This is a genomic window from Hahella sp. NBU794 (assembly GCF_050749805.1).
Classification (GTDB): Bacteria; Pseudomonadota; Gammaproteobacteria; order Pseudomonadales; family Oleiphilaceae; genus Hahella.
On sequence record NZ_CP192738.1, the window covers coordinates 4,440,376 to 4,454,205 of the forward strand.

General features: G+C 55.1%; 13 protein-coding genes. 7 read left to right on the plus strand and 6 right to left on the minus strand.

The window, feature by feature from the left end:
• Positions 1-22: 22 nt before the first annotated feature.
• Entirely contained in the window at positions 23-886 is an 864-nt protein-coding gene (locus ACQYWX_RS19295; RefSeq protein ID WP_431686000.1) for an MBL fold metallo-hydrolase, read from the minus strand.
• 132 nt (positions 887-1,018) lie between these two features.
• Between ACQYWX_RS19295 and ACQYWX_RS19300 the strand changes: the two genes are divergently transcribed.
• From ACQYWX_RS19300 to ACQYWX_RS19310, 3 genes are read left to right on the plus strand one after another with little or no spacing between them, the layout of a single operon-like run.
• Positions 1,019-1,402: an ArsR/SmtB family transcription factor gene (locus tag ACQYWX_RS19300; protein ID WP_431686001.1), complete on the plus strand. Its 384-nt coding sequence runs from the start codon at positions 1,019-1,021 to the stop codon at positions 1,400-1,402.
• A complete protein-coding gene (locus tag ACQYWX_RS19305; RefSeq protein WP_216739447.1) occupies positions 1,392-1,853 on the plus strand; it encodes a hypothetical protein in 462 nt (153 codons plus the stop codon). Before ACQYWX_RS19300 ends, ACQYWX_RS19305 begins: the two co-directional genes overlap by 11 nt.
• A complete protein-coding gene (locus tag ACQYWX_RS19310) occupies positions 1,847-2,677 on the plus strand; it encodes a sulfite exporter TauE/SafE family protein (RefSeq protein ID WP_279507491.1) in 831 nt (276 codons plus the stop codon). The genes ACQYWX_RS19305 and ACQYWX_RS19310 overlap by 7 nt, the downstream gene beginning before the upstream one ends.
• Before the next feature lie 123 nt (positions 2,678-2,800).
• On the opposite strand, the gene ACQYWX_RS19315 is transcribed toward ACQYWX_RS19310, so the two are convergent.
• Both ACQYWX_RS19315 and ACQYWX_RS19320 read right to left on the minus strand, forming a co-directional pair.
• The gene (locus ACQYWX_RS19315; RefSeq protein WP_216739445.1) at positions 2,801-4,870 is read right to left on the minus strand and encodes a PKD domain-containing protein; all 2,070 of its coding nucleotides are present in this window, start codon (positions 4,868-4,870) and stop codon (positions 2,801-2,803) included.
• 155 nt (positions 4,871-5,025) lie between these two features.
• Positions 5,026-5,643 carry a DJ-1/PfpI family protein gene (locus tag ACQYWX_RS19320; RefSeq protein WP_216739444.1) on the minus strand — a complete coding sequence of 206 codons (618 nt, stop codon included), beginning with the start codon at positions 5,641-5,643 and terminating at the stop codon, positions 5,026-5,028.
• A gap of 208 nt (positions 5,644-5,851) precedes the next feature.
• On the opposite strand from ACQYWX_RS19320, the gene ACQYWX_RS19325 reads away from it, so the two are divergent.
• Complete coding sequence (locus tag ACQYWX_RS19325; protein WP_216739443.1) at positions 5,852-6,817, plus strand: GlxA family transcriptional regulator; 966 nt, start codon at positions 5,852-5,854, stop codon at positions 6,815-6,817.
• A 22-nt stretch (positions 6,818-6,839) separates the two neighbouring features.
• Here ACQYWX_RS19325 and ACQYWX_RS19330 read toward each other — a convergent pair whose 3' ends face one another.
• On the minus strand, positions 6,840-7,937 hold the full coding sequence (locus tag ACQYWX_RS19330; RefSeq protein WP_216739442.1) for an ADP-ribosylglycohydrolase family protein: 1,098 nt from the start codon (positions 7,935-7,937) through the stop codon (positions 6,840-6,842).
• A gap of 346 nt (positions 7,938-8,283) precedes the next feature.
• Here ACQYWX_RS19330 and ACQYWX_RS19335 point away from each other — a divergent pair, with 346 nt between their 5' ends.
• From ACQYWX_RS19335 to ACQYWX_RS19345, 3 genes are all read left to right on the plus strand, one after another.
• Entirely contained in the window at positions 8,284-9,114 is an 831-nt protein-coding gene (locus ACQYWX_RS19335) for a zinc-dependent peptidase (protein ID WP_431686002.1), read from the plus strand.
• A gap of 43 nt (positions 9,115-9,157) precedes the next feature.
• The gene (locus ACQYWX_RS19340; RefSeq protein WP_216739440.1) at positions 9,158-10,126 is read left to right on the plus strand and encodes a hypothetical protein; all 969 of its coding nucleotides are present in this window, start codon (positions 9,158-9,160) and stop codon (positions 10,124-10,126) included.
• Positions 10,127-10,267: 141 nt separating this feature from the next.
• Complete coding sequence (locus ACQYWX_RS19345; protein WP_431686003.1) at positions 10,268-11,758, plus strand: YdgA family protein; 1,491 nt, start codon at positions 10,268-10,270, stop codon at positions 11,756-11,758.
• A gap of 49 nt (positions 11,759-11,807) precedes the next feature.
• Here ACQYWX_RS19345 and ACQYWX_RS19350 read toward each other — a convergent pair whose 3' ends face one another.
• Both ACQYWX_RS19350 and ACQYWX_RS19355 read right to left on the minus strand, forming a co-directional pair.
• Positions 11,808-12,557, minus strand: coding sequence for a hypothetical protein (locus ACQYWX_RS19350; RefSeq protein WP_431686004.1), 750 nt, complete (start codon positions 12,555-12,557; stop codon positions 11,808-11,810).
• Positions 12,554-13,753, minus strand: a complete 1,200-nt coding sequence (locus tag ACQYWX_RS19355) for a glycosyltransferase (RefSeq protein WP_431686005.1) — start codon at positions 13,751-13,753, stop codon at positions 12,554-12,556. The genes ACQYWX_RS19350 and ACQYWX_RS19355 overlap by 4 nt, the downstream gene beginning before the upstream one ends.
• Between the last annotated feature and the right edge of the window lie 77 nt (positions 13,754-13,830).

The window sequence follows — 13,830 nt, forward strand, 5'->3', positions numbered from 1 at the left end:
ACGCCCGTCGCGTCGGGATGGCTCAGCTGATCTGGTTTAGCGGGATCTTCAGATAACAAACGCCATTATCCGCCGCCTCTGGCAAGTGCCCGCCGCGGATGTTGACCTGCAGGGACGGCAGCATGAGAGCGGGAGCCCCCAGCTTGGCGTCTCTGGCTTTGCGCTGTTGCACGAAGCCCTCCTCAGAGACGCCTTCATGGCACAGCACGTTCTCTCTGCGCTGCTCGGCCACTGTGCTTTCAAAGCGCAACTCGCGGCCATTAGGCAGATAATCATGGCAGACAAACAAGCGGGTTTGCGGCGGCAATGACAGGATGCGGCGAATGGATCGATACAGCTCCGTCGCGTCGCCTCCCGGAAAGTCCGCCCGCGCCGCGCCGTAATCCGGCATAAACAACGTATCGCCAATAAACACCGCATCAGCGACCACGTAGCTGACGCAGGCCGGCGTATGCCCTGGCGTATACATTACCTGGGCGGGCATCGCACCGATGTGAAACGTCTCGCCATCTTGAAACAAGTGATCAAACTGCGAGCCATCCACCGCAAATTCCGCCCCCAGATCGAAGATACGCCCGAACGCGCTCTGCACCTCGCGGATATGCTCGCCAATGGCGACTTTGCCGCCTAACTCGCGCTTCAGCCATTGCGCCGCAGACAGATGGTCAGCATGGGCATGGGTTTCCAGAATCCACTCAACTTCCAGCCCGCTTTCCTTCACATAACGGACAATATCCTGCGCCGACTCAGTACCGACGCGCCCGGCGGCGGAGTCATAATCCAGCACCGGATCAATAATGGCGCAACGGCTATCCCCTTCTCCATGCGTCACGTAGCTGAGCGTGTACGTCGCACGATCGAAAAAGGGCCGCACGATTAAATTCATTTCCATCCCCTTAGCTCTTAAGCTATTAAGTCCATGACAGCAAAGTTTAGTCACTTGGACATTGCGCAATCGATATAGATTAAATATATTAGCTTAGACTGATTTAGAAAACACTTATTTAGATTTAACTAAATGAAAAAGAAAGTCGCCGCTCCCCATTCTTCCTCCCCCGCTCCCTTGGACTTGATGGGAAACGCTTTGAATGCGGAAGCTGCGGCCGCGCTGATGCAGGCGCTCTCCAATCCGCACCGGTTGATGATTCTGTGTGCGCTGTCCGAGGGCGAACGTCGGGTCAGCGAACTGAATGAATTCGTGGAGCTGTCGCAATCAGCGCTATCGCAACATCTGGCGGTGCTGCGCCATCAACATCTTGTGCATACGCGCAAACAGGCGCAAACCGTTTATTATTCCGTGGCGGAGGGGCCGGCCATGGCCATCGTCAAACTCCTGCACCGCCACTATTGCAGCAATCCTGCCTCAAACCCAACTATTCAAGGAGAACCCCATGACAGATGACGTCTCTCTGCTGCTGCCCAACCTGCGTCGGCCGCAACCGGAGCTTTTCACTTGCGGCCTGCCGGCGCCGGACGATTTCCCACGCATCCGGGCGGCGGGGGTAAAAACAGTCGTCAGCCTATGTCAGCCTCACGAAACGCCCCTGCTGAATGCGTTTCCGGTCGACGATCAAGGACTGCAGTTGTTTAACATTCCGGTAGCGGGTCCGCAGGATTTGACGGAAGCCAACGCCCGGGCGCTGGCGGACATACTGAATGAAGCGGAAAACTGCCCGGTCCTGGTCCACTGCATGAGCAGCAATCGCGTTGGCGCTCTACTCGCCTTGAAAGCCTTCTTCGTGGATGGCGCATCTGTGGAAGAAGCGCTGGATGCCGGCTGCGCAGGCGGTCTGACAGGCCTGGAGCCTGAAGTACGTCGCCTGCTGACCGCCGCTGCTTCGCAAACATGCTGACAGCGGCGCTCCTCGGGATCGCCGTGGGAGTGCTGCTTGGACTCACCGGCGCCGGCGGCTCTATTATCGCCATCCCTCTGCTGATGTGGAGTCTCGGCTGGACACTGCCGCAGGCGGCGCCGGTGGCGTTGCTGGCGGTCAGCGCCGCCGCCACATTAGGTGTGGTGAACGCCTGGCCGCAAGGGTCCGTTCGCTATCGCGCTGCGACGGTAATGGCCCTGGCCGGTATGCTGATGGCCCCGATCGGCCTTTGGGCCGCCCATCGCGCCCCCGTGCATTTGCTGGCGTTAGTATTCGCCGTGGTGTTGCTGGGCGTGGCCCTGCGTATGTGGCGGCAAGCTCGCCGCGCTCCCGAAGAAGCCAAGATGGGCTGGGCGACCGTACAAAGTGACGGAACTGAACTGAAAGGCCCCATCTGCCAGCTCAACCCTGATACCGGTCGTCTGCGTTGGACCCGCCCCTGTTCCATGGCGATCGTCAGCAGCGGCGCGCTCACCGGCTTTCTTTCTGGCTTATTGGGGGTGGGTGGCGGATTCGTAATTGTTCCCGCTTTGCGCATGGTGTCGCCGCTACCTTTTCATTCCGCTGTGGCGACCTCGCTGATGGCGGTCGCCCTAACCAGCGCGGGCACCGTCAGTCTGTTCATGTTAAGCGGCAAAACGCTTCCCTGGCTGATCGCCCTGCCCTTCGTCGCGGGAGCTATGGCGGGCATGCTGGGCGGACGCCGTCTGGCGCCGCGCTTTGCAGGACCGCACCTGCAACAGGGCTTCGCCGTCATCATGGCGGGCGTCGGTGTGATGATGATCCTCAAGTCTCTGCTGTAGACCAGTACATCTCTGTACCATTGCATCCCTGGCCATTGCAGACACTAAAAAGCCCGCGGCGATCATTGTCACCGCGGGCTTGTTTATCTCTACTTTATCTCCGCGTCAGAGCGCGATCTGCAATTACGGCGCGATACGGATATCCACGCCAGAACCTTTCTTCAGAGTACAGGAAGAGTTGATGGCGTAGTCGCCGGCGATGCGCATATACAGCGGCCCACCGCTTAACTTATCCGGCAACTGAATCGTAGTCGTCAGCTCATATGCGTCCGTCTCGGATTGCGTCACCTCGCGCAGCATCTCATTCGCACTATTCTCAAAGCGTCCGTCATTATCCGCATCCAGCCAGATCTTCCAGGTGTTGGACGGCGACTCGGCTAACTTATCGCCTTTAACGGTGATGGTCACCGCATTCGCATCAGTGATGGGGATAGCGTTCTCGGTGTAATCCGTACGCAAAAGATCTGGCGTATCGATGACAGTTCCGGCGACGGTCACTTGATCGATTCGGCGAGTCGCCTTCTCCGCCTGATAAAACGCGCAATACTCATCCGTCACGGATAAGGATTTACTGAAGCGGTCAGTGCGGCCGTCAACGTCCGTGACCTGCAGAGACACTTCATAGGTTCCTTTCTCGTCGTATAGATGCTGGGGCGACGCCTCTGTCGACACCAGGCCATCGCCAAACTCCCACCGCCAGGAAGCGACGATGCTGTCGCTACGACTGTCGTCCACAAACTCGACTCGCAACATATAGTTCTCGTCTTTAAAGTGGGCCAGCGTGTCTTGCTCCAGCAACTTTATCTTGACCGCCCGGAACGCCGTCACCACATCCTGTTCGGATTCGCCCATGGCGATCGCCGCCGTGCGCAGGCACTGCGCTGCGCCGCGCATGTCCATTTGCGGGTCCCAGCAATCTCTGGCGGCCTTGATATAAAGCTGATACGCCCGTTCAGGACTCCACTTGTTCGCCAGTTGATAGAAGGGGTAAGTCATCATGCCGATACGCAGATAAACGTTATTACCTGCCTCGTCATAATCAAAATAGCTGGCGATCGCTCCGGTTTCAGTCACGATACGATCAAGCTGACGCATCCCGTAATTCGACTCTTTAGAGTGCTCCCAGTTCAGTTCGCCGGTGTGCTCGTATTTCGCCATCACGCCGGATATATCCCCGAATGCTTCATGCACGGTTCTGGCGTCGTTGCTCATCGCCGCAACGAGCTTAAGACGGCTGATGCGCGACAGGACGCCATGGCCAATTTCATGAGCGACAATGTCCAGGGTCGCCAGTCCGTAGGCCGCTCCCAGGGCGTCGCTGAAATTAGCGTATGCGCCATCCCAATAGACATTGGCTTGCCACGAGCTGCCATAGTGAACGCGCAGGCGCAATTTGTCTTCCAAAGGCGGCTCGCCCAGATATTTGGCGAACATGTCATGAGTCAGCGTTCCGTAGAACAGGGCGTCATTCAGAGAGGAATAGGTCCAGACCTCAGTTTCTGCCTCGTCCACCCATATGGTGCGGAAGCTGTTTTCCATTGAGGCGCTGCAATCGAAATCATAGGGAGGGAAGTTTCGCTCATCGACGGTATTCGAATGATCGCCAGCATACCCTGCGTCCACTCTATTCGCCATGTCTATCACTTGCACCAGCCCATTATCGAAAGTACAGCGGCCGTCCTCCGACTTAGTGACTTTCAGCGTGGGTCGATCTACGCCATAACGCCAGTTCGCCAAGGCTGAGCCGCCATGTCCCTGGACTTCGGCGTTGCTCTGATAATCCAAAAATTTGACGGGCGCGCCGTCTTTAGATTCTCCCGCCGCCGTAGCGGTATAAGCGAAGAGTTGGGCGTCTTCCTGAGGCGGCTGACTTCCATTAGGTAAAGTGACATGGGTGGGAGCGGCTGAATCCGACTCCGCCACCAAGCCGCCCAATCGGGCTCCCTGGGTGGAGTCCATCCAATACAGACGCACACGCTCTCCCTGCGCCGCCGCTTTAAGTAATTGAACCTCGACGCCGCCTCCGATGGCGCCGACTGCGCCATCCTGATCGCGAAAATAGACTGCGGCGATATTATTGGCGGGAGGGTACACTTTGACAGGCTCAGAGCCGCCTGATCCCCCACCTCCTGAACATCCAACCATCCCTAGAGAAACGCTTCCTACCAGCAGAGTTCCAACAACAGGTTTCAAAACTGACATCCTTCTGTGTGTAATGTATCTGACAGTGCTTGATCGTCTCACTCCGATGTGACGCGATGGTGACTTGTGGGCGCAGAGAGTCCCACTGCGTCAATCACTTAGCTGACGGAACGCTGGATCATATCAACAGACATTACAAACTATCATTAAATTAATCCGAAGCGTCCGGCAAACGGATCGTGGGAAGGATTCCTATTCCATTCATACTCCGCTTCATCCGCCACCCGCTCCGCCGTTTCCGCGTCAACCAGCACTTCGATCAGTCGCAACGCCATATCCATGCCTGCGGAAATCCCCGCGGAAGTGAAGCGATTGCGATCCTCCACCCAGCGCGCCTGTTTTACCCATTCCGTCTCCGGACCCTGTGACATCGGCCATGCGAAAGACTGCTTGTTCGTGGTGGCGCGATAGCCATCCAATAGTCCCGCCGCCGCCAGGACGCCCGCGCCGGTGCACACCGAAGCCAGAATCCTGACGCTGTGCGCCTGCCGTCGCAGCCACTCAAGCAACGCCGGATTAGCCGCCTGTTGGCGAGTTCCCGCTCCACCAGGAACCAGAATCAGGTCATAGCTTCGCACGTCCGCCCAGTCATATTCCGCATAGCCGCATACGCCAGCGGAACTGCGTACAGGTCCGACCTTTTCAGCCACTTGATAAACAACGAAAAACTCATTAGCCAAACCGAACATTTCCAGCGGCCCGTAAAAATCCAGAAGTTCAAAACCTTCAAATAGAACTGCCGCCACCTTGATTTTTTCTCTCATGATCCGCCCCTCTCCGTTAGCACGTATAGCTTATTAATGTTCACAACCTGCGTCGTTAAGACTAAGATAATGCAATACGATTAGACATCGCCGACAGGGACATAATTAGTAACTTTTCGGTCATTTTACTGAAAGATGTGCAACAGGCGGTGACGGCGAATCCAGTAGCATTCATCGCCACCTCCGCTGACTGCGAGTAATCGCCGCTATGACGCCACTGAAAATAGGCTTTCTGCTCTTCCCCGACACCCATCTGCTCGACTTATCCGGCCCGGCGCAGGCGCTGCGTAGTCTCAGCGATCATCGGCCAGGGCATGTGGAGCTAGTTTTCTTCTCTCCTGCTCCGTCAGTCGCCAGTTACCAGGGCGTCACCCTGAGCGGACTGGCCTCATTGCCTGCTGACGACGTCGTCTTCAATCTGCTGATCGTCAACGGCAGCAAGTACAAAGATGACATGATCAGCGACAAGGAAAGTCAGCAAGGCCTGAGGTGGTTACAGAACTATGCGCAACGCTATCCTCAGGCCGCTATCGCCTCCGTGTGCACCGGCGCCTTCTATTTGGCCCGAGCCGGGCTGCTGCGCAATCGCCACTGCACCACTCATCATGGCCATGTGGACAGTTTGAGGTTGGCCGAACCCAGTGCGACCGTGCTGGAGAACCGGCTATATGTCTGCGATGGCCCGATCATTACGTCCGCCGGCGTCACCACAGGGACGGATATGATTCTCGCCTGGATGGCGGAGACATTTGATGACGATCTGGCGCAGCATATCGCCCGGGAGCTGGTGATCTACGCACGCAGAGACGGCGAGCAGGCGCAGATCTCCGAGCGCCGGCGCTACCGCAATCATCTGGATCATAAGGTGCATCGCTTGCAGGACCGCATTTCCGCCGCGCCGGAGTTGCCCTGGACCGCGGGGCAACTGGAGCGGGAAATCAACCTGGGATACCGGCAACTCACGCGTCGCTTCCGGCTCGCCACAGGCGTCAGCATCAAGCAGTATCAATTGATACTGAGACTGGAAGTCGCTCAGAAATTAATGCGGGAGGGGCGTCACGCCAATATCGAGCGTCTCGCGGAGACAGTGGGCTTCCAGTCTGCGCACGCTTTCCGCAAAGCCTGGAAAAACCGCTTCGGCGCACCGCCTTCCGCTTATGAAGGAAAAGAGTAGCGCATTCTGGCCGACAAAGACTTCAATATGGCGGAGCCAAACGCCTGAAACCATGCCACAGGACGATCACCAGAAACGCCAGATTACGCAGTAACAGCAAGGGACCAGGCAGAAACGGCGTCCGCACGGTCTCCCCGCTACGGATGGCGAGATCGACACGCTCCGCCAACCCTCTGAAGTAGTCAGGATTGAAAGGCCAGTCCCATATTCCCTGCAGCCAGGAGGCGGGTATGCCTTTCTCCCCTGCGCCCGCGCCCAAAATGCCGCCCAGGATCGCGGCGGTGGTATCGGTATCGCCGCCCAGCGCCACGATCTGCGCAATCCCCGCGGCATAATCCGTTTGATGCTGGAGCCAGACGTACAGCACTATCGGCATGGTGTGATACATATACCCTGTCACGCCTCGCTCCAGCCCAAGCTGTTGCGCAAACTGCGCGGGAGTCAAACCTTGCTGTAACGCCACATCCAGACTATCCAGCAGCGTATTGAATTCGCTGACCGCCGCCTTGGTCGCCGTAGACGGCTCCAGTTGCGTAAAAAACCGTTGCAGATCTGACTTGTAAGCGGCTATCTCGACCTGCCCCAGGGCCGCCAAATAGGCCGCGCGGGCGGCGGCGATGGCGCCGACCAGGGCTTTCGGGTCACGATGGGTCAACTCAGTAGACGCCCGCAAATACGCCAGCAATGTCTCTGGCTCAGCCCCCAAGGCCACACCGATAATCGGTGCGCGCATGGCCGGCCCGTTGCCTGCAGACCAGACCCCGCTGCGCCTGGCGGGAAATCCCAGCCACAACTTAATAATCGCACGCCCGGTGGCCAGTCCAACTCCAGCCGGAAGACGCGCCAGCCACCAACGCAGACGCCACGCCAGATTCCTGGCGAACTGCTCCACATCGGAGCCATATCGCGCCAGCGCGGCGGCGGTCATGGCCGCATGCTCGCTATCGTCGGAAGTCATGCCTTTTCCAAAGAACAGGCGATGCCGCAACGGTCCCGGAAACAATCGCGCCACACGCTTCGGACCAATCCCCTCGCACGGCAGGCCGATAGCATCGCCGACCATCAGCCCCAGCAGAGACCCTTGCAGGGCCTCACGTTGACGATCAATGTCCTGACTCATGCTTATTGGCTCCTAATTCTTCCACCCATTTTCTTTCCCCCTCATTCACCTTTCTTTCCCCCCCCCTCATTCGCCGACTACGGATAACAATCACGTAACCTGTTGTTTAGCCGAGTCCTCACATTTACGCTCAGGCGCGCGATCGGGGTACACTAGGTTTCAGTGTAATCCGATATCAACATGGCAATGATATTGGCATGTTGATAATCAGGCGGATGGATGCGCCTGCGCGGCGGCTAGCCGCGGGAGACAGAGCCTGACATGAGCGGGACCTGTCGTTGCAGACAGCAGACAAATAGAAGGAAGCTATTTGTCTGTCTAATTAATGGTACAAGGCAGTGTTGATATGAGTTGGAAAGAGATGGCGCCTTTTATTGTGTTTTTGATCCTCGCAGTCAGCGCTGCAGTGATGGTGATGTGGTATCCCAATCAACGTCGCAGGAAAATCCGCGTCACGCCATTTCCAGAAACCTGGGAAGTCATTCTGGAAGCCAACCTGCCGGTCTACAAACGACTCCCCGACACTCTTAAACACCAGCTGCAGGGACTGATCAACGTCTTTCTGCACCAGAAAACCTTCTATGGCTGCGCGGGTCTGGAAATAACCGACGAAATGCGGGTCACTATCGCCGGGGAAGCGTGTTTGCTTCTGCTGAATAGACCCACCAATGAATATAACGACCTGCGCTTTATCCTAGTGTACCCCGAAGCATTCAGAGCCGAGCGCGAGGTCGTCAATGACGACGGAACCGCAGCTGTGTCCTCTCACGGTCTGTTGGGAGAGTCCTGGAACAACGGCAAGGTCATTTTGTCCTGGGATGATGTAATCGCCGGCGCCCGCGATTTTACGGATGGCCACAACGTTGTGCTGCATGAGTTCGCCCATCAACTGGACGGCGAGTCCGGCTCCACCAACGGCGCGCCATTGCTGCGAACGCCCACCAGTTACCGAAGTTGGGCGCGCGTATTGTCGGATGAATTCAATATATTGCGTGACAACGCCTTCAAGGGAGAAAAGTCGGTCATGGATTATTACGGAGCCACCAATCCCGCCGAATTTTTCGCCGTCGCCACGGAAACTTTCTACGAAAAGCCCAAGGAGATGGCGGAAAAACACCCTGAGCTGTTTCGCGAGCTGCGCAACTACTATTGTGTGGACCCCAGGGATTGGGTATAACTCCCCGTCGATTTCCCCTCACACTTAGCAATGATCCCGCGTTATGCCCAGACACCTCCGCTCCTCATCGATTATTCTTGGTTCGCTGTTTAGCGCCGCGCTGTCAATGGCCAGCGTCGCTATTCAAGCGGAGGAATCCACACCAGCGGCCAATGCGGTCCAGTCAGCATTCACTGGACACATTTACGCGATCCAGGAAGATGATTTCCTGAAGTACGTCACGCGGGACGATATCGTCTACACCGTTGACCATGACGCCATTCAAAGAGTGGTGGTTCATTCCAAAAACGATTATTCCGGCGTCACTATTTACCCTTTGGAAGATGCCGTATTAATGTTTCGTCGCAACGGGTCAGAAAAATACTTTACTCAGGTCAACATCAAAGAATATCTGGAATATATGGAAAGTCAGGGGCGATGGAGCGTCATGGATTATGATCGCTTCGGTTTCGGAACCTACTTTAATGGCGCACAAAAAGAGAAGGACACCCTCATTGTTGCGCAACCGGACCCAGTGACTTATGACGAATACCGATGCCAGCAGCTGGACATCACACAACCGGATTCCATCTCGCCAGAGCTATACACGACGATTCATTGCGACCATCTGGGCATTCCCAGAGACTGGCTGCGATACACTGAGTTGAGAATCCCGGATGAAGTCACCGGTTTCCCGTTCAAAGTGACTTTGCGGATGCAGGAAAAAGCGCCCAAGCAAGTCGACAAGTCCAATAAGGAAGATGAAAAAGATGGAGATAGTGGTCTTGATCCCCGTCTGGAAAAAGCATTAAGGCTAACCGGGAAAGCCATCGTCAAAACCGCGCAGGTGGTCAGCAAAATCAATGAGTTCACTTACCGGGTCGTTAAGGTTGTCAGCGAGCCGGTGACCAAAACGTCGTTCTTTCAGGAAGAGGATTTTATCCGGGTGGATTCTATCGATACCCTGCGCAGTTCCTTTTCCGATTTTCCCAAATACCATAATTCCGGTGGCTCCCATAACTGGTTCGACTGACGCCGCATAACGCCCGCCTGGGGGATATAGATAGTCCCCCATATAGACATCCCCGCCAAAAAGGCTAGAATTTCCGCCCTTTGTAAGCTTGAGTCTATGCCGAATGACTCAGTCACACACCTTCACATAAGTAAATTCGATATGAAAAAAATATGGTTAGCGGCGCCCATCGCCGTTGCAGTGGCCGCGGCTCCCTTTGTCATCGCACATAAAGCCGAACAGAATTTCGACGCTGGCGTACAGGACGTTTCTTCATATCTGGCCTTTAATGGCCTGCCTGTTGAACTGACCGTTCAAAAATACGAAAAAGGTTTTCTGAGTTCCAAGGCGATTAACCGTCTGCAACTTTCCCCCGAATTCCAGAGCATGATGGGGACTGGCGGCGACCAGCCTGTTTGTCTGGACCTGGTGACAGAAATCAAACACGACTACATGACCTTGCTGAAAGGCGGACTGCTGACCGCAACCACCCGCGTCATGCCTTTACAAAATCAGGCGGACTGCGGCTTGGCGGAAGTCTTCACTTCTGAAAAAGAGCTGGCGGATTTCTACACCCAACAGTTTGGCGAAGAAGGCCCGTTCACAATTGAGTCCGCCTTCAAAATCGATGGCTCCAACACCATCACTTTCTCTTCCAAGCCCATCAATGTGGACAAAGAAGAAGAGGGAAAGTCGATAAAGATTAACGTCACGCCGATGCAGGGCGTTATCGGCGTCAGTCCTGCTCGCGATCACGTGGTGGCGAACATTAATTGGCAGGGCCTCAATGTAGCTGCTCACAATGGTGAGAAAGTCGGCGACGTGAAAGTTGGCTCTTACACCCTGAAAATGGAAGCGAACCAAATTCTGGAACACCTGTGGGCAGGCTCATCCGAGCAGGTTATCAGCGACATCAAAATCGGCAGTGAAGATGGCCAAAACTTCAGCGTCAGCACTATTACGCTGAAAGGCAAAGACACCATCGCAGAAAATCTGCTGAGCAGCGCCGCGTTCATCAATGTGAACGATATGCTGTATGACGGAATGGATGTGGGCTCCATGGCTCTGAATCTGTCCTTCAATAACTTTGAAACAGAAGCCACTAACCGCTTAGTGGGCGTCATCAAACAAATCAACACCCAGGCTACCGCTTCCACCGATCCTGACCAGTTCCTGACCGAACTGGAAAACCAGAAAGACATTATTGTGGGCGACCTGATTACCTTGGCGAAAAAAGCGGATATTAAAATCGACAAATGGGAACTTAAGCTGGGTGAAAACAGCTTCAACGCCAACGCAGATCTGCGTATGGATGGCGTTGACCAGCTATCCGCCGACGTTCTGAAAGAACAGCCGCAAGTCCTGATGGCGAACGTGCTGCTAAACGCCGAGGGCAAACTGGATGAAGCCCTGGTAATCAGCTATGCGGATGTCATGGTCGCTGCGCAAAGCAAGACAATGGAGCTGACCGACGAAGACAAAGCGCAAATGAAAGAGATGCTGCTCATGCAGTTCTCCAACATGGCGCAAATGTATGTCCAAATGGGACTGCTGAACTACGATGAAGCCTCTTCTCAGTACAGCGCTAAAGTCGGCTTCGCCAAAGGCGGATTAACCGTTAACGGCCAGCCTTTCAACCCGAACGGCGGTTGATGCTGCAAATACCTGGCATATCTTTGAAAAGGAATAGCGCCTCCAGGCGCTATTCCGACCCCAAACGCGTAAAATGCAAAATGGCGCGCTCAAAATCTCCATCCGTCACCGTTCGTCCTGTCAGATTCTTGTTCCTAAAGGTCAGGCACAGATTCACCGCATAAACCGGCGCAGCGAATTCCTGACGATACAACTCCAGAAACTTGCCCTCCCCCCGACTCAAGTCCTGCAAAACCCAGGGGCTGAGTAACGCCACATGGTTCAGCAAGGGAAAGCGCACCCGTTCATGCAAATGCGTTAACCAGGAGGTGCCAATAGTCACGTGACGCAACGCTTCGTCGTGGCGCACCATCTGTTTGCAGGAGTATCGATAGAAATCCAGAAACGGGTTATCGCGGCAAAAAACAGCGATCGCATTATTCACCCGATGATATCGATGCAGCGCGCCTTCGCTCTCGCTGATCCAGACTTCCCGGCAAAATGCGAAACTCTCCGAGTCTGCAACCGCCAAACGTTCAGGAGCTCCGATGTATACGTCAATGTCCACCCAGATCACACGCTCATAATCCGCCGCCAGCAGCTCCGCCGCACGCTCCAAGCGCGCCAGATCCGCCATCAGATGAATTTGGCCGCCAGTGCGCGCACGATACCAATCAGGTAGACAATCAAAGAAACGATCGTCGTAAAAGAGATACTCGTAGCCTTGAAGCTGCGCCCACTGAACTACGCTGCGTCGACATTTTTCCACCCAGGGCGGAACATCATGGCTGCGAAACGATTGAATAACGACTGTTCTCAAGACTTTCGCCCCCTTTGCGCCAACACCGCCTCAACCCGTTGGCGAATCAGCTCGGCGCCGCGCTGCTGACTTTTGTATTTGTTTGCGCACTCGCGAGCCCGGGACTGAAGAGCGTCCGAAGTCAGCAATCTCTGCAGGCTGCCGACCAATGCGTCAACATTTTCACCGTTAACCATCTCACCAACACCACTTTCACTGGCTGTCCGACTGTTGAGGAATTGTTCCTGCTGAGTGGGCAGGCAAGCTATGGGAACACCTGCCTTAACGCTTTTCGCCAGCATTCCCATGCCGCCATGGCATATCGACAGGTCCGCTTCGCTCAGCGCCTGATCCAGGGCGACGGGATACGAATAGATTCGCAAAGCGTCACTCTGATATCGCGAGATAAGCTCCTCAGAGCCTCCTGGACAGATAACCAGCGCCGTTTCACCAAGGCGTTTTATGCCGTCCAATACGTTTTCCAGATGCTGATAAAAAGGCTTCAGATAGGCGATCACTTTCTTCCCCGCGTTATGCGGCCACACCGCAACTTCTCCCGGAAAATCTCCCGCAACCGGACCACAATACACAGCATGCTGCCGGTGCGCCGCCTGAAAATCGAGTTCTGAATAGCCGGCGATAAACGCAGAGTCAACCTGGTGCAAGTCCGACAAATACGATAATGGCGACAGCCCCATCGCTTGCACTAAAGGGTTCATATTGGCCACCACTTTTGATTCAGCCTCGTATACCTGACTGTAGTCGGCGGTTTCAGGCCGAATATTGGGGTTTGGCTGACCAGGAGAAAGTTCACTGAATCCAGCGCCTATCGTAAATTTGGGCAGGGATAACGAACGCGACGCCAGCATGGCGGTTGGAGCAAAATCAAAAAAAAGGGCGTCAGCTTGTATTAGTCGAAATAACGTCTGCCAGGCGCTGGCCAAAGTGGCTAGACCCTCTACAGATTCATAGCCTCTCTTCAATAGAATATCAGCGACGCAACTACTGGGCCGCTCTTTTTTCCCTTTAGCCGGCCACACCGGAGCTTGCAGCACTGTCACGGGAGTATCCGCAAAAAAGAGCGGCGCTTTTGAAAGGTCTTTCAATATCACAGTCACTTGGTGATTATGGCTGACAAATTCACGCGCCAGTTCAGAAAGTGTCGCCAAATGACCTAGTTCGCCGCCTAATTCCCAGCAAAACACCAACTTGCTCATGTTTTATAGTGGTTCCCCAGTTTCAATTTCTCGCCCATTTTACGTACAATGTGCGACCCAAAATTCTAACTACATTA

Bases quoted from the DNA above. Each gene is read 5' to 3' on its own strand.
- ACQYWX_RS19345 (WP_431686003.1), top strand. From the start codon at position 10,268: ATGAAAAAAATATGGTTAGCGGCGCCCATCGCCGTTGCAGTGGCCGCG.
- ACQYWX_RS19310 (WP_279507491.1), top strand. From the start codon at position 1,847: ATGCTGACAGCGGCGCTCCTCGGGATCGCCGTGGGAGTGCTGCTTGGA.
- ACQYWX_RS19305 (WP_216739447.1), top strand. From the start codon at position 1,392: ATGACAGATGACGTCTCTCTGCTGCTGCCCAACCTGCGTCGGCCGCAA.
- ACQYWX_RS19330 (WP_216739442.1), bottom strand. From the start codon at position 7,937: ATGAGTCAGGACATTGATCGTCAACGTGAGGCCCTGCAAGGGTCTCTG.
- ACQYWX_RS19340 (WP_216739440.1), top strand. From the start codon at position 9,158: ATGCCCAGACACCTCCGCTCCTCATCGATTATTCTTGGTTCGCTGTTT.
- ACQYWX_RS19320 (WP_216739444.1), bottom strand. From the start codon at position 5,643: ATGAGAGAAAAAATCAAGGTGGCGGCAGTTCTATTTGAAGGTTTTGAA.
- ACQYWX_RS19295 (WP_431686000.1), bottom strand. From the start codon at position 886: ATGAATTTAATCGTGCGGCCCTTTTTCGATCGTGCGACGTACACGCTC.
- ACQYWX_RS19335 (WP_431686002.1), top strand. From the start codon at position 8,284: ATGAGTTGGAAAGAGATGGCGCCTTTTATTGTGTTTTTGATCCTCGCA.
- ACQYWX_RS19300 (WP_431686001.1), top strand. From the start codon at position 1,019: ATGAAAAAGAAAGTCGCCGCTCCCCATTCTTCCTCCCCCGCTCCCTTG.
- ACQYWX_RS19355 (WP_431686005.1), bottom strand. From the start codon at position 13,753: ATGAGCAAGTTGGTGTTTTGCTGGGAATTAGGCGGCGAACTAGGTCAT.
- ACQYWX_RS19325 (WP_216739443.1), top strand. From the start codon at position 5,852: ATGACGCCACTGAAAATAGGCTTTCTGCTCTTCCCCGACACCCATCTG.